The sequence below is a fragment of the Alcaligenes parafaecalis genome (genome assembly GCF_026344135.1).
Taxonomy (GTDB): domain Bacteria; phylum Pseudomonadota; class Gammaproteobacteria; order Burkholderiales; family Burkholderiaceae_B; genus Alcaligenes; species Alcaligenes parafaecalis.
Window position 1 is genome coordinate 1 of record NZ_JAPKNA010000009.1, and the last position, 16,129, is coordinate 16,129.

Consider the following 16,129-nt stretch of genomic DNA (forward strand, 5'->3'; position numbering starts at 1 on the left):
CCCGTCCGCTCCGCCAAAAGATTCCAGAAAGCCTGATAGATTTCGATCTGTCAGGCTTTTTTCATGCCCGCTTAGAACTATCTGACTTGAACGCCGGGCACACATCAAAATGGCAGGGCTGGCCCGTTATAAGACCCCGATCCTCTATAGCCACCACGCCCATCCGACTCCCAGCGGGAACCTGAGTTGCGACCAGTCCCTCTAAAACCGCCTCGACCATCAGCATCCCAGCCCGATCCAGAATTACGACCCGTCCCTCGGTAGCCACCACGACCATTCGTTTCCCAACCGGAACCAGAGTTACGGCCAGTGCCCCGAAACCCGCCGTGGCCATTGGACTCCCAACCTGCCCCGGATTCTTTCCCTGTCCCTCGAAAGCCGCCACGACCATTGGACTCCAAGCGAGACCCAGAACTTGCGCCTGAACCTCTGTATCCACCACGCCCATCCGACTCCCAACGAGCGGTCGAATGACTATCAGTCCCTCGGAATCCACCGCGACCATCGGACTCCAACCTGGCACCCGAGTTGGCTCCCGACCCCCTGAGACCTCCTCGGCCGTCAGAATCCCAACTAGAACCACTATTGCGCCCAGTTCCGCGAAAACCACCGCTGCCATTCGAGTCCCAACCGGACCCGGAATTACGCCCTGTCCCCCGGTAACCACCACGGCCGTCGGAATCCCAACCAGAACCTGAGTTCCGACCCGTTCCCCGGAAACCACCTCGGCCGTCCGACTCCCAGCCCTCTCCACTACTACGACCTACCCCTCTATAACCTCCCCGACCATCAGACTCCCAGTTTCCAAAAAACTGAGCATGTACGGGGCTCGCCACCAATAGGCCCGTCACCAGTGCAGCGATGATTCGAGTCAAATTTCTCACTTCCGCTCTCCCATATATTCCAATAAAAAAGCACAAAAGCCAGATAGTTCTGGAATCTAGCAGGCTTTTCACCGCCCTGCACCCCAATCGACAACCGCCTTGCAGCTTACCAGGACGCGGCACCCCAGCCCTTCCCTCCCGCAAATGGCCAGCCCCTGGCTTCAGACACTCAATTTTCTTGCTCCCAAGCCCCAAGGAAGTTAATGTATTGCATTATCGTTACTTCAACATTCAACTTCCATGCCAGCCAGCACCTTGGGCCAGCGCGGCCCGACCGAACATCATCGCCGCGAACAGATTATTGAACAGGCCCATACGCACTTCCGTCTGTATGGCTATCGCAAAACCTCGGTTGCCAGCCTGGCCAAAGCCATAGGCGTATCCAGTGCCTATCTGTATCGGTTTTTCGACTCCAAGCAGGCTATCGGGCAAGCGATTTGCCATTCGGTACTCCATAGCATGCACGTGCAGCTACAGCAGATTGTTGATGGCGATCTGCCTCCTATCGAACGCCTGCGTCATTTCACGGAAACTGCCTGCAATCTAAGCCTGGAGCTGTTCTTGCAGGAAGGCCGCATGCAGGAAGTGGTGATTGAAGCCCTGCAAAACAACTGGGCAACGGTGGATCAGCACAGAGAAGACTTGCTGACTCAAATCACCGCCCTGGTGCGTGCAGGCCGTGAAAGCGGCGACTTCGAGCGTCGCACGCCTTTGGACGAAGTGGTGCAAGGCATCCTGTTTGCCTTGACCGCCTGTCTGCACCCTGTCTTGCTGGAAATACATCCACCTGAAAAAACCCGCCAGGGTTTGCTGGTGGTGACGCAGCTTATCCTGCGCAGCCTGATGCCTTGAGCATCCAGCCCCAAGTTACAGTTCACCCAACCATTTACTTACCCGGAGTCCTGAATGGCTCTTTTCCGCTCTCTTAGCCCTGTTTTGAGTTTGTCTGCCGCCCTTGTACTGATGGGGTGCAGCCAGCAGACGCAGGAGGCCGACCCTCGCACTCAGGCTCCTTTGGTCATTCAAAGCGTGATTCAACCCAAAGCAGATCAACAGCGACGTTTTCTGGGTTTGATCAGTGCACGGGTAGAAAGCCCCTTGGCCTTCCGGGTAGGCGGCAAGATTGATACACGCAAGGTTCAGAACGGCGAGCACGTAGAGAAAGGCCAGCTCCTGATGACGCTGGACCCCAAAGACCTGCAACTGGATCATCGAGCACGTCTGGCCGCCGTACAAGCCGCCACGGCCCAGGCTGAGCAGACTCAGTCCGATTACAAACGCTTGTCCCTGCTGGTCGAGCAAGGTGGCGTATCCCGTCAGGCTCACGAGCAGAGCAAACAGGCATTACGCAGCGCCCAGGCTAATTTGAAGTCCGCCCAGGCTCAGGCCGAGATCGCCCACAATGCGGATCAATACAGCTCTTTGAAGGCAGAAGCCAGCGGCATTATCACGGCCCAACTGGGTGATGTAGGGCAAGTGGTCAGCGCCGGACAAGCCGTGCTGCGTCTGGCCCAGGACGGCCCGCGCGATGTCATTGTCAGCCTGCCCGAGCAATGGGATATTCCCCTTGGCACACGTGCCACCATTGAACTGACCGACTCCCAGGAAAGTCTGCCCGCCCAATTACGGGAGCTGGCCCAGTCGTCCGACCCGGCCACCCGCAGCTATCAGGCCCGCTTTTCTTTTGCGAATGAAAACGTCACGGCCCGATTGGGCTCCAGCGCCATCGTGCATTTGACGCCTCCCGACGCCAATGCCTTGAATCAAATCCCGCTGACCGCACTTTACGATGCGGGCAAAGGCCCTGGCGTATGGGTGATTGATAATCAGAAAACCGTGCATTGGCAGCCTGTGACCATCGCCAAGCTGGCGCAGGAACACGCTTACTTGTCCGAAGGACCGGAAGCCGGCACACCTATCGTGGCTTTAGGGGCCAATCTTTTGCATGAAGGCCAGGAAATTCGCCCTGAAACACGCGAGGCCAAGCAATGACAGGCCGCTTCAACCTCTCCGCACTGGCGGTACGCGAACGGGCCATTACGCTATTTCTGATTATTGCCCTGGCTGCATCCGGCATTTATTCCTTCGTCAAACTGGGGCGAGCCGAGGACCCGGCCTTTACTGTCAAAGTCCTGACGGTAACGGCCATGTGGCCCGGCGCCACCGCTCAGGAAATGCAAGATCTGGTGGCCGAGCCCATGGAAAAGCGCATGCAGGAACTGCGCTGGTTCGATAAGGTCGAGACCGTTACCCGGCCCGGCACCGCGCTGATGGTGGTGACCCTGAAAGACACCATGCCGCCTGCCGACGTCCAAAGCGAGTTTTATCAACTACGCAAGAAACTGCAGGACCAGGCTCCCCGCTTGCCTAAAGGCGTGCAGGGGCCTTTCGTGAACGATGAATACTCGGATGTATCCTTCAGCTTGTTTGCGCTCCAGGCGCCCGGCCTGCCCCCACGCCTGCTGACCCGTGAGGCCGAGAAGGTACGCAGCCAATTGCTGCAAGTTCCCGGCGTCAAGAAGGTCAATATTCTGGGCGAACAAAGCGAACGCATTTTTGTCGATCTGGACGAGGCCAAGCTGCACAATCTGCAGCTCAATCCCCAGCAGATTTTGCAGGCTTTGTCCAAACGCAGCGCCATGGCGGCCAGCGGTGCGATCAGCACAGACGGCCCGCGCATTCATATGCGCATCAGCGCTGGCCTGGATGATCTGGAGGCCATCAGCAATACCTATATCTACGTTCAAGGCCACAACCTGCGTCTGGGCGATATCGCCACCATCAGCCGTGGTTACGAGGACCCACCCAGCTTCGAGATTCACCATAATGCCCAGTTCGCCATGCTGCTGGATGTGGTGATGCAGGAAGGCTATAACGGCCTGTATCTGGGCAAGGATCTGGAAAAAGCTCGTGAAGACATTGCGGCTGCCCTGCCCCTGGGCTTCTCGCTGGATACCGTCACCAACCAGTCGGTGAATATTGCCTCTGCCGTTGGCGAGTTCATGTTCAAGTTCTTCGCTGCGCTTAGCGTAGTGCTGCTGGTATGTCTGGTCAGCATGGGGTGGCGTGTGGGCATTGTGGTGGCGGCGGCTGTTCCCCTAACACTGGCCATGGTGTTCGTCATCATGATGATGACAGGCAAGGTCTTTGACCGGGTAACGCTGGGCGCACTGATCATCTCTTTGGGTCTACTGGTGGACGACGCCATTATTGCGATCGAGATCATGATCGTGAAAATGGAAGAAGGCATGGACCGCCTGAAAGCGGCTGCCTATGCCTGGAACCATACCGCCGCCCCCATGTTGTCCGGCACACTGGTAACTATCATCGGCTTCCTGCCTGTGGGGTTTGCCCGTTCCTCTGCCGGGGAATACGCGGGCAATATCTTCTGGATTCTGGCCGCTGCCCTGCTGACCTCCTGGCTGGTTGCCGTGGCCTTCACCCCCTACATGGGCGTCAAGCTCCTGCCTGCCATTCCAGCACGCCCGGGCGGCCATCAGGCCATCTACGACACCCCTAACTACATGCGTCTGCGTCGCATGATTGCCTGGTCGGTGCACCATAAGTTCATGGTGACTGGCATTGTGGTCCTGGCTTTCGTGCTGGCTGTGGTGGGCATGGGTTTCGTCAAACAGCAGTTTTTCCCTACTTCTGATCGCCCCGAACTTTTGGTGGAAGTGCAGCTACCGGAGGGCAGCAGCATACAGTCCACCCAGATGGTGACTCGCAAGGTAGAGAGCTGGTTACGCGAGCAGCCGGAGACCAAGCTGGTCACCAGTTATGCCGGACAAGGCGCTCCCCGCTTTTTCCTGTCTTATAACCCTGAACTCCCTGATCCATCGTTTGCACGTCTGGTTGTTCTGACAGCCAACCAGCACGACAGGGACGACTTGCTGCAACGCTTTCGCCAAGTGGTAGCCGATGGCCTGACCCCGGAAGCGCGTGTGCGCGCAACCCAACTGGTGTTCGGCCCCTCCACCAAGTACCCCGTTGAGTTCCTGGTACGCGGCCCTGATCTGGACAAGCTGCGCAGCATTTCCGAGCAAGCCATGAGCATCATGCGTGCTGACAAGGATATGCGCCAGGTCAACGTGGACTGGGGCTCACGCGTGCCGGTATTAAAGCTGGACGTTGATCCCCAACGCCTGCAAGCACTGGGCTTGAACCGCCAAAGCCTGGCCGAGCAAATCCAGCTACAACTGGATGGCAGCACGGTTGCTGAATACCGCGAAGACTTGCGCAATGTCCTGGTTGTGGCACGCAGCTCCGCCATCAACCGCCACGATCCGACACGCTTGTCCGGCCTGACGGTGATGAATGAACAAGGTCAGAACCTGCCTTTGGAGCAAGTGGGCAAGCTGGAGATTATTCAGGAAGAGCCCAAGCTGGCCCGCCGCAACCGCCTGCCAACCATGACGGTGCGCGGTGATATTGCGCCGCACGTGCAACCGGCTGAGGTCGCCAATCGCGTCATGAAGGAGTTTGCGCCTCTGCAGGCCACACTGCCGCCAGGCTATCTGATCGAGATGAGCGGTATTACCGCCGAGGCCAAGAAATCCAACGATGCCTTGCTGCCCGTATTCCCGGTGATGATTGCCCTGATGCTGCTGGTGATTGTGATTCAGGTTCGCTCGCTGTCGTCCATGATCATGGTGTTCCTGACCGCTCCCCTGGGCTTGATTGGTAGTGTGCCCGCCCTGCTGATCTTCCAGCAGCCCTTTGGCTTTACGGCCATTCTGGGTCTGATCGGTCTGGCGGGGATTCTGATGCGCAATACGCTCATCCTGATCGAGCAGATCAAGACCAACCGGGCCGAAGGCGCATCCCCTTACGATGCGGTGATTGAAGCCACCGTGCAGCGTGCCCGGCCAGTCATTCTGACGGCCCTGGCAGCGGTGCTGGCTTTCATCCCCCTGTCCTTTTCGGTGTTCTGGGGCTCCATGGCCCTGACACTGATCGGTGGCACGGCCATTGGCACGATCCTGACGCTTTTGTTCTTGCCTAGCCTGTACGCGATCTGGAATCGAATCCAGGACCCACGTACCGCTTAACTTGCTTGAGGGCTGAAACTGTGTAAATAATGGTTGCATGGCTTAAAAACCATGCATCCCACTGCTAGTCTTGTGGGTCTAGAGAACAGAACGACGCAAGATAGCTTATGTCTACACAGAAAGACCTGCCCGCCGCCCTGTCTCACGCTTTCGAGAAGGCGATCTACCGTGTCCATAGCCCGCAGGGCGATATAGATGTGCGCATCGGCCAGCTCAACCGCCCGCTGAATAAATTGCTGGATCAAGAAAACAGCCGTGGCGCGGCCATTCTGACGGCCTGCAATCCAGGCGCACAAATTTGCAGCCGCGCCTTTAACGATGCGGTTCAGGAAAGTCTGCTGCGCGATTTGCAGAAGCTGGACCTGCGCTGGTGGCCCGCAACCAACCTGGACCCCAGAGGCAAATGGCCAGATGAACCCAGCCTGCTGGTGCTGGATATCAGCTTGCAACAAGCGCGCTGGCAAGCACGCCTGTTCAAGCAATTGGCCTTTGTGTATATCCCGGCCAATGGCAAGCCACAACTGCATCAGGTGCAGCAGCGCCTGCCGGTGTCGGATCAGGCGGACTTAAACAGCCCCATTCCCTTCTAGACGCTGACGGAAGCCCTGGGCAATGGCGGCACCTTTCAGCCGCCCTTCCGGCAAGACCTGTGCCCAGGCACGCCACTCATGGCCGGTCGCAACCAGCACACCATCCATATTGAAGACCTGATACTCCAGCTTGAAGCGTCGCTCCAGCCATTGAGCTACCTGTACGCAAACGCGAATATCACGGTCATAGGTGACGGGCGCACGGAAGTTGGCCCCCACATCGACCAATGGAGTGACTGCATCGTATTCTTGCCGCAAAACGCGCTGGCTTAAACCCACCTGCCGCAACCAGGCCTGATACGTGCAGTCGAACCAATAAAAATAATTGGGATAGAAAACAATCCCGGCCTCATCGCAATCACCCCATTCCACGGTGATGCGGCGCTCGAACGCGTGCATGTTTATCCTTTCGCAAAATCGCCCGTCAGTTTACCTCGGATAAAAAGGCTGAAGCCACGGTCATCAGGCGCATAAGCAATGCTTGAAACATTTAGCAAACATCGACAGAGAAACAATTTGTATCGCACGGAACGACTCCGATTAAGAGAAGTTAGCAGCATCTTCGCTTAACTATCACCGAAATAAGCATTTCAGGAACAAAGCAGACCAACACTAAGCAGGCGCAATAGTCGTCTTTCACAGGCAGAAAACCTAGCATAGCCGCGTCACTGAATAAGGTAGCCTGCCATGTCTGTACATTCCCCTGCCCCCTGGACAATTCGTCGTATCACAGAGCTTTACGAGCTCCCTTTTATGGACCTCCTGTTCCAGGCGCAGACCGTGCACAGGCAGCATCACCCGGCCAATCAAATTCAGCTCTCCAGCCTCCTGTCCATCAAGACCGGCGCCTGTCCGGAGGATTGCTCCTACTGCCCACAATCGTCCAAGTATCAGACCGAGCTGGAGCCAGAACCCTTGATGCCCTTGAATCAGGTACTGGAAGCCGCCCGCGCGGCTCAGGCACAAGGTGCACAGCGCTTTTGCATGGGTGCGGCCTGGCGCTCACCCACGGAAAAGCAACTGGACCATGTGATTGATATGGTCAGCGCTGTCAAAGCAATGGGCCTGGAGACCTGTGTCACCCTAGGCATGCTGAAAGATGGTCAGGCAGAGCGCCTGAAACAGGCTGGGCTGGATTACTACAATCACAACCTGGACACCTCGCCGGAATTCTACGGCCAGATCATCAGCACGCGTACTTACCAGGATCGTCTGGACACCTTGGAGCGCGTACGTGCTGCCGGTTTGAACAGTTGCTGCGGCGGCATTATCGGCATGGGTGAAAGCCGTCGTGAACGCGCTGGCCTGCTGGCTCAACTGGCCAATATGCGCCCCTACCCCGAGTCCGTGCCTATCAACCAACTGGTTAAAGTGCCCGGCACTCCCCTGGATCAGGTAGATGATCTGGACCCTTTTGAGTTTGTTCGCACTATTGCCATTGCACGTATCCTGATGCCGACCAGTGCCGTGCGCCTGTCGGCTGGCCGCGAAACCATGGACGACAGCACTCAGGCGCTGTGCTTTATGGCCGGTGCCAACTCCATTTTCTATGGCGAACAATTGCTGACGACCGGCAACCCTCAATTTGTAGCGGATCAGGATCTGTTTGCCCGCCTGCAATTAGAAGCCGCAAAAACCTCCGTATCCGAGCCACCCTTGTCTCTGGAACAAACCCGTCCCCGCGCTATGGTCGAGGCCCTTTAAGATGCTTACCCTGATCGCCAGCATTCTGTGCAGTGTTGCTGTTTCCATTTTGCTGAAAGTTGCACGCCAGCGGCAGATCGATGTCGCCCAGGCCATCTTGGTCAACTACGGCGTGGCCGTCACGCTTAGCCTGGTGCTGCTGCAGCCATACCCCAGCCGCCTGCTCAACCCCGCCACACCCTGGTGGATTCTGATTGCCTTGGGCGTGTTACTGCCCAGCGTCTTTCTGTTCATGGCCGCAGCGGTACGGCAGGCCGGGATTGTTCTCAGCGACGCTGCCCAACGCCTGTCCTTGTTCATCCCCTTGCTGGCCGCCTTTTTGCTGTTTGGCGAACACGTAGGTGGCCAGAAGCTTTTGGGGATCGCGTTGGCCCTGACCGCCTTGCTGTGCTTGCTGATGCGTCCCCGCCAAGCCAGCAGCCAGGACTCGGGCACCAGGCATCCGGCCCTGATGCTATTGGCGGTATGGCTGGGTTATGGCGTGATCGACATCATGTTCAAACAGCTCTCCAAAGCGGGCGCCGCCTTTTCCAGCAGCCTGGTCGTGTCCTTTTCGCTGGCCGGTGTACTAATGCTGTGCTGGCTCCTGGCCAAGCGCACCCGCTGGCATAAAGGCAGTCTTTTAGCCGGTCTGGTTCTGGGCTCCCTGAACTTCGGGAATATTTTCTTTTATATTCGTGCCCACCAGATCTTCCCGGAGAACCCCACCCTGGTGTTCTCGGCCATGAACATTGGCGTCATTGCTCTAGGTGCCATAATTGGCGCGGGCTTCTTCAAAGAAAAGCTCAGCGCCCTCAATATGGTGGGTGTGGCTCTGGCAATTGGCGCGATCGTGGCCCTGATTCCGCGTTAAAGACAAAAAACGCTGGGCGTAGCTCATACACGCCCAGCCAAACGCACTATACGAGAATTCGTATATTTGACATTTAAAACTTCGAGGCACCGCTGCGTTTCATCTCCTGTAGATTAGAAAAAAAACCGTTTACCGACGCTCACGTCGGAGACTACACAGGAGACAAGACCATGACCGGATTTACCCGCCGACAATTACTGCTCGCTGCCGCTTCCGCCGGAGTGGGCACACTGGCCGCCCCCTGGCTAAGCCGTAGCGTTCTGGCTGCAGAAAAGCCTGTCGTCGCCGCTTTATTCTGCGGCCACATCGACGACAACGGCTTTATGCAAGCCGGATACCAGGGCTTTAAAAAAGCCGTCGCTCAACTGCCCATCACCGGTCATTACAAAGATCAGGTTGCCAACGAAACACAAGCGCAAATCACCGCCCTGCGCGAGCTGGCCACCAAGCACAAACCCACTTTACTGATCGCCCATGGTGGCCAGAATACCGACGCCGCTCTGACTGTGGCCAAAGAATTCCCTGATATTTGCTTTGTGATCACCCAAGGTGCCGTCACCTCCAGCAATCTCAGCAGCTATGACGTACGCCAGGAAGAATCGGCCTGGCTGGCCGGTGCGTATGCCGCCTTCATGACCAAAACCGGCGTGGTCGCCCACCAGTCCGGCATCCGGGTGCCACCGGGTTTGCGCGCCCGTGCCTCCTATGCGGCGGGTGTCAAACACGCCAATCCGGATGTCAAACTACTGACCAACTTCTCCGGCAATCAGGACGATATAGAGCTGGCCGCACGCGTCACCCAGGCCCAGGCCAAAGCGGGGGCCGACATCATCTACACCATGCTGAACAAAGGCCGTAGCGGCACGACGCAAGCCTGCCGTGAACTGGGCATCAAAGAGATTGGCAATGTGATCGACTGGGTCGCCCGTGAGCCGGATGTCTTTGTCGGCTCAGCCTGGGCCGATGTGGGCATTGGCGTATTTGAAGCCTGCAAGGACTTGAGCGAAAACAAGTTTGAGTCTGGCAAGATCTTCAAGGTTGGCCTGCAGCAGCCTGAGGCGGTACGTCTGATCATGGCCCCCGATACGCCCACACAAGTACGCGAACGAATTGCAGCGCTGCAACAGGACATTCTGGCGGGCAAGATTGAGGTTGAAGCCGAGTTCAGCGGGCCTGAGTTCCAGATCTAAGCCCTGACTCCAAACAAGCATCTGCCTGAAAATCAAAACCCTGAGTCAAACGAACTGCCCCCGAAGCGTGGATTGATGTCCAGCTTTCAGGGGCAGTTTGCAATGCTTGTTTCTGATGAGACTCGTAGCAGTACAACGCGACGAATGCAGCCGGCTACTTAGCGACTAGGGTCCGATGGTTTGCGACCTTCCTTTGCATCATCCAAACCGCCCAAGCCACCTGACTCTGCCGGGCTCTCTGAATTCGCAACGTGCCCTGAGGCTGCTGCACTCTGCGAGCCTCCTGAACCTCCCAGGCCAGGATCGGCGCTTTTATCAAGGCTTGCCAGCGTATCCGTCGCCTCCTCTGCCTCGCTCTCCACAGGCGCGCTTTCCGCACCGGCAGGCACACGCTCTTCAACCGGAGGCAGATCCTCAAACACCGGGTCATGCGATACGTCAGAGCTGATATCCACTCGTGGGTCCAGCGCCACCGCCGCTGCCGAGCTTTGCAAGCTATCCGGCATAGGAACAAAGGTCGTAGGTGCATCCTGGCTCAAGTGATCGCCCAGAACCTTCTGCGGACGAACCAGCAAGACCAGGGCCAGGCCACAGGCCGCCACAAAGATGTAGTACAGATTGCTGCCGACATAGGACATCAGACCGCCCGCCAGCAGCGGTCCCACACAGGCCCCCAGGCCATACACCATGTACAGAATGGCGCTCAAACCCACCCGCCGTTCCGGGTCCACGTTGTCGTTGGCAAAGGCCGCGCCCAAGGGATAGAGCGTAAATTGCAGAACACCGAACATGGCCGAAAAGACCAGCAAGAACCAGAACGGCGCCTCGAACCAACCCCACAAAGGGATGGCCAGGGCCAGCAAACAGATCGCGTTGATACGGATCAGTTTGACGCGATTCATACGGTCAGCCAACCAGCCCACCGGCCACTGCGCCAGCACCCCGGCAGCCACCGACACCGCGACAAACAAGGCGGCCTGCTCATTGCTCAAATGGACGCGCACCGCATACACCGGTGCCAGGCCATAAAAGGCCCCAGTCAACATACCCGCCACCAGTAGCACCATCATGGACAAGGGCACCCGGTCCACGTAGTAGCGTGCGTTAATCGGCGCAGGTACTTGTAAAGGCGGGTGACTGCGACGGGTAATCGCCACCGGCACCAGACTGAAGGCCGAACAGATGGCCACAAAGACCAGCGGCTCGTAATTCAGATGCGGGAACAGAGTCAGCGACAACTGCCCCAGCACGGTGCCCAGACTGGAGAACACCATGTAAAAGGCAAAAATAGTGCCGCGCTGGCTATTGTCGCTTTGCTCGTTCAGCCAGCTTTCGATGCCCATGAACTGCACCACCATGGCCGCGCCCGCCAAAAAGCGCAGCAGCAGCCAGACGTACATGGAATCGACCAGAATCTGAACCAGCACACAGATGGTGACAATGGCAGCACTGGCGGCGTACGCCCGAATATGGCCCACGCCCATGATCAGGCGGTGACCCATACGGGCACCAAATACCAGACCCAGGTAATACACTGCGATCAGCCCGCCAATCCATACCTCTGACACCGAGATGGCCGTCAGGCGCACCCCCATGAAGGTATTGAACAGGCCCGAGCTCAACAACAGCATCAGGGTCGCAAAGTACAGGGACGAAAACGCACCCACCGATGACAGCATCCACACATCCTAAAAAAACTGCGGCACCGCTCCCGCTATCGCCCTGATTTCCAGCAAGGGTCCAGCCGGGAAGACGGTAAAAAAAAGCGCCAGCTTGCAGCCAGCGCTTCGTAATCCTTCTATCCCACGCCACGCCGGACAGGCGCGGGATCAGATACTTACGACTTTACCTGTTTCAACAGGGTGTCTGCATCCGATGTATGCAGGCCGCCGTCGTTATCAATATTCAATTGTGTGACAACGCCGTCCTCCAGCAAGGCGGAGAAACGCTTGGAGCGCACGCCCAGGCCTTTGGAAGTCAGGTCAAATTCCAGACCCAATGCTTTGGTCCAGATGGCGCTGCCGTCAGCCAGCAAACGCACTTTGCCATTGACGTTCAGGGACTTACCCCAAGCGCCCATCACGAAAGGATCGTTCACAGCCACGCACCAGATCTCGTCCACGCCAGCGGCCTTGAACTCGTCTGCCTTGGCGATAAAGCCAGGCAAGTGCTGCTCGGAGCAGGTAGGGGTGAATGCGCCTGGAACGGCGAACACGGCAATTTTCTTGCCTTTAACCAGATCAGCCACCTGAAAGTTGTTGGGGCCCAGAGGGCAGCTTTCTGTGGCGGTTTCAATGTACTCGCTAAGGGTCGCGTCTGGAACGCGCGCACCGACTGAAATGGACATAAGGTCTCCGTATGAATAAATACCGCCAGCATGGCGGCCCGAACTACCTATGATACTAATAGACTGGCCTGTCTAATAGGCAAATAATACTTATCAGTACGTTTCACTTGCCTACACAGCCAGGAAAAAACCATTCGGCGCTAAAGGGCAATCCGACAAGCACACGTAGGCAGCAACCTGTAGTGGGCTATGGAATCAGCCAGTTCCGGCACTCAGAAAAACACAGCACATACAGCAAAAAAACCTGCCAGTACCCAAACCGATCACCCACAAAAAAGGCCGGGCTTGTCGCCCGGCCTTCAAGGTGATTCACGTCTTGCGCAGATTGCATCAAGCCGTACTGCCACATCATGGGCTCACCCTGCCCTGACCACGGATAGCGTTCAGGACTACTACAGCCATCCCATCATGCGGGGCAGCCAAAGCGTAACTTCAGGTACAAAGGTAATTAGCAAGAGGAAGGCCAAACCGGTCAGCAACCACGGCACCGTGGATTTGGTGACTTCGGTCAGGCCCAACTTCGATATGCTGGACGCCACATACAAGTTCAGCCCCACCGGCGGTGTCGCCAGGCCAATCTCCATATTCACCACCAGCATGATGCCAAAGTGAACCGGATCCATACCCAGTTTCATGGCAACGGGGAACAGGATCGGTGCCATGATCAGGATCAGGCCCGAAGGCTCCATCACCATGCCGATCACCAGTAGCAGGACGTTCACGAACAGCAGGAAGGCAATCAGGCCCATGCCTTGCGACACAATCCATTCCGCAATCGCCTGGGGAATCTGCTCGGAAGTCAGAATGAAGGCGAACATGACTGCGTTGGTGATGATGTACAGCAGCATGGCACTCATGGCTGCCGATTCCAGCACAATGCGTTTGACCTCGCGCAGCTTCACATCCTTGTAGACCCAGACCGCAATCACAAAGGCGTAGACCGCACTGATGGCTGCTGCTTCGGTAGGTGTGAAAATACCGGAGTAGATACCACCCATCACGATAACGATCAGCATCAGGCCCCAGATGGAGTCCATGAAGGCACGCCAGCGCTCTTTGTAAGAAGCACGCGGCATACGGGGGTAGTCCAGCTTCCAGGCACGGTACATAGTGGTGGCGCCCAGGAAGAAGGCCAGAATCAGACCTGGAACCACACCAGCAATAAACAACTGCCCGATCGAGGCGGTACCCACTTTGGCACCATCAGGACCTTCAACCATCATGCCGCTGGTGGCCACGGCATACATCACCATCACAATCGACGGTGGCAGCAAGATGCCCAAACCGCCGGAGGTAGCCACAATGCCGGTCCCGAACTGCACGGGGTAACCTTGTTTGACCATGGCCGGAATCATGATGGAACCAATGGCCGCCACGGTAGCAGGCGAAGAACCACTAATGGACGCAAACAGAGCGCAAGCCAGCACCGCCGCCAGACCCATGCCGCCAGGCAAGTGGCCGACCATGGAAGCGGCAAAGCGAATCATGCGCTGCGCAACCCCACCATGCGTCAGGAAACTACCGGCCAGAATGAAGAACGGAATCGCCATGATCTCGAACTTCTCAATCCCGGTGAACAGCTTGAGCGCAATACTGTCCATCGGCACTTCGGTCATGGTGAACAGGAAACCCATCACCGTCAGACCCAGGGCAATCGATACGGGCATCCCTGTCAGCAACAGGATAGCCAGCAAGGCAAAAATAATCAGGGCGGTCATGCGCGCGCTCCTTCGGATTCAGACACACCGCGCTCTGTTTCAGCGATCAGATCAGCCGCAGGCTCGTGATGGGGCAAATGACCAGTCTGAATAAAATTCATCAAGGCTTGCAGGAAGCGGAAGCACATCAGCAAGGAGCCCGCAGGCACCGCCAGATACACGATCCATACCGGCACTTCCAGGTCAGCCGACACTTGGGCGGTCTGGGCGATGCCGTATACAAAGCGACCGCCAATCCAGGCAACAATGGCCGTGAACAAGGCACCCGCGAACAGGGAGATCACGATCAGCAGATGACGCCAGCGTGGGCCCACGGAGTTCACCAGCACGTCCACACCCACGTGGATGCCAACGCGCACGCCGTAAGCGGCACCAAACTTGGCCATCCAGACAAACAGGTAAATGCACAGCTCCTGTGCCCAGAGCAAGTTGATGCCCGCAACGCTTCGATAGGTAGAACGAGCCATGGCAGTGACGGACTCGTAACCCTGAGCCCGCGACCAGGACACCAGATCAGCCAAGAGACTGACCGAGTAGCGCTGGCAGACCGCTACAAAAATAATCACTACGGCGGCCACCATCAGAAATGAGATCAGCATTTCCTCAAAGCGGTCCAGAAATCGTAAAAACATGGGTAGCTCCAGACTACAGTCTGCCCGCCCGGGGGCCGGGCAGACACAAGCATGTAGCGGGAAGAAAAGAGAACAGGTCTGAGTCAGACCTGTACAAGACAATCAGATGCAGCAGGCGTTATTCGGTTGCTTTGTAGAACGCGTCGATCACGTCCTGACCGATACGAGAGGCCATTTCCTTGTGAACGGGACGCAACTGCTTGACCCATTCTTCACGCTCGGCATCGCTAAGCTGATAGAACTGGGTCTTGCCGGACTCTTCCATGGCTTTCATGGAATCGTTGTTCTCTTGCTCGGCAATGTCGTTGGCGTAAACCGTGGCTTCGTCCATGGCTTTTTCCATGCCTTGGCGAATATCGTCAGGCAGACCTTCCCAGAACTTCTTGTTCACGATCACGGCGTAGCCCAGGTAACCGTGGTTGGACACGGTGGCGTGCTTTTGCACTTCGTGCATTTTCTGGGTGTACATATTGGACGGCGGGTTCTCGGTGCCATCCACAACGCCGGTTTGCAGCGCCTGGTACACCTCGGAGAACGCCATCACCTGAGGCACCGCGTCCAGTGCCTTGAACTGGGCTTCCAGAACCTTGGAGGACTGGATTCGCATCTTCAGACCCAGGAAGTCGTCCACGCTTTTCAGGGGACTGTTGGCACTCATGACCTTGAAGCCGTTATCCCAGTAGGACAGACCCTTGATGCCCTTGGGCTCCAGCTTGTCCAGCAACATGCGGCCCACAGGACCTTCGGTGACCTTACGCAGATCGGTGCGATCGTTGAAGATGAAAGGCAGGTCGAACACTTCAAATTCGCGCACGCCCAAAGGACCAAACTTGGCCAGCGAAGGAGCCAGCATGTGAACCGCGCCCAGTTGCAGGGCTTCCAGTTCTTCCTTGTCCTTGTACAGTTGCGAGTTCGGGTAGACCTCGACAACCACCTTGCCCTCGGTGTACTTTTCGGCCAGTTCTTTAAAGCGCACAGCGCCCTTGCCCTTGGGTGTATCTGGCGATACAACGTGGCTGAACTTGATGATCATGGGGTTAGCCAGAACAGGCGCGGACAGGAATACGGACGCCAGCAAGCTGGCCACAAGGGTCTTTTTCATGTTTGCCTCCGGTCGGTTAAGAGCCGACACGTTTTATTGATTGATTTGCGTGAAAGCG

The 16,129-nt window shown here is 57.0% G+C and carries 13 protein-coding genes; 7 read left to right on the top strand and 6 right to left on the bottom strand.

Features of this window, described 5'->3' with window-relative positions; translation table 11 throughout:
- Positions 1-1,124: 1,124 nt before the first annotated feature.
- From OSH09_RS17960 to OSH09_RS17975, 4 genes are all read left to right on the top strand, one after another.
- Positions 1,125-1,736 carry a TetR/AcrR family transcriptional regulator gene (locus OSH09_RS17960; protein WP_207873329.1) on the top strand — a complete coding sequence of 204 codons (612 nt, stop codon included), beginning with the start codon at positions 1,125-1,127 and terminating at the stop codon, positions 1,734-1,736.
- Positions 1,737-1,790: 54 nt separating this feature from the next.
- A complete protein-coding gene (locus OSH09_RS17965) occupies positions 1,791-2,876 on the top strand; it encodes an efflux RND transporter periplasmic adaptor subunit (RefSeq protein WP_266121767.1) in 1,086 nt (361 codons plus the stop codon).
- Entirely contained in the window at positions 2,873-5,935 is a 3,063-nt protein-coding gene (locus OSH09_RS17970) for an efflux RND transporter permease subunit (protein WP_266121768.1), read from the top strand. The genes OSH09_RS17965 and OSH09_RS17970 overlap by 4 nt, the downstream gene beginning before the upstream one ends.
- Before the next feature lie 107 nt (positions 5,936-6,042).
- Entirely contained in the window at positions 6,043-6,525 is a 483-nt protein-coding gene (locus OSH09_RS17975; protein WP_266121769.1) for a DUF3293 domain-containing protein, read from the top strand.
- On the opposite strand, the gene OSH09_RS17980 is transcribed toward OSH09_RS17975, so the two are convergent.
- Positions 6,502-6,924 (bottom strand): acyl-CoA thioesterase, encoded by a 423-nt coding sequence (locus OSH09_RS17980; protein ID WP_207873325.1) that lies wholly within the window; start codon positions 6,922-6,924, stop codon positions 6,502-6,504. The two genes, OSH09_RS17975 and OSH09_RS17980, sit on opposite strands and share 24 nt — an antisense overlap.
- Before the next feature lie 288 nt (positions 6,925-7,212).
- Here OSH09_RS17980 and bioB point away from each other — a divergent pair, with 288 nt between their 5' ends.
- From bioB to OSH09_RS17995, 3 genes are all read left to right on the top strand, one after another.
- Positions 7,213-8,229: a biotin synthase BioB gene (gene bioB, locus OSH09_RS17985; RefSeq protein WP_266121770.1), complete on the top strand. Its 1,017-nt coding sequence runs from the start codon at positions 7,213-7,215 to the stop codon at positions 8,227-8,229.
- 1 nt (position 8,230) lies between these two features.
- On the top strand, positions 8,231-9,082 hold the full coding sequence (locus tag OSH09_RS17990; RefSeq protein ID WP_266121771.1) for an EamA/RhaT family transporter: 852 nt from the start codon (positions 8,231-8,233) through the stop codon (positions 9,080-9,082).
- A gap of 170 nt (positions 9,083-9,252) precedes the next feature.
- Positions 9,253-10,272, top strand: a complete 1,020-nt coding sequence (locus OSH09_RS17995; RefSeq protein WP_266121772.1) for a BMP family protein — start codon at positions 9,253-9,255, stop codon at positions 10,270-10,272.
- Positions 10,273-10,430: 158 nt separating this feature from the next.
- Here OSH09_RS17995 and OSH09_RS18000 read toward each other — a convergent pair whose 3' ends face one another.
- The 5 genes from OSH09_RS18000 to OSH09_RS18020 form a co-directional block, all read right to left on the bottom strand.
- Positions 10,431-11,951 carry an MFS transporter gene (locus tag OSH09_RS18000; RefSeq protein WP_266121773.1) on the bottom strand — a complete coding sequence of 507 codons (1,521 nt, stop codon included), beginning with the start codon at positions 11,949-11,951 and terminating at the stop codon, positions 10,431-10,433.
- A 158-nt stretch (positions 11,952-12,109) separates the two neighbouring features.
- Entirely contained in the window at positions 12,110-12,619 is a 510-nt protein-coding gene (locus OSH09_RS18005; protein ID WP_207873321.1) for a peroxiredoxin, read from the bottom strand.
- Positions 12,620-13,011: 392 nt separating this feature from the next.
- The gene (locus OSH09_RS18010; protein WP_207873320.1) at positions 13,012-14,337 is read right to left on the bottom strand and encodes a TRAP transporter large permease; all 1,326 of its coding nucleotides are present in this window, start codon (positions 14,335-14,337) and stop codon (positions 13,012-13,014) included.
- Positions 14,334-14,969: a TRAP transporter small permease gene (locus tag OSH09_RS18015; RefSeq protein ID WP_207873319.1), complete on the bottom strand. Its 636-nt coding sequence runs from the start codon at positions 14,967-14,969 to the stop codon at positions 14,334-14,336. The genes OSH09_RS18010 and OSH09_RS18015 overlap by 4 nt, the downstream gene beginning before the upstream one ends.
- Positions 14,970-15,087: 118 nt before the next feature.
- Positions 15,088-16,071, bottom strand: a complete 984-nt coding sequence (locus OSH09_RS18020) for a TRAP transporter substrate-binding protein (RefSeq protein WP_207873318.1) — start codon at positions 16,069-16,071, stop codon at positions 15,088-15,090.
- Between the last annotated feature and the right edge of the window lie 58 nt (positions 16,072-16,129).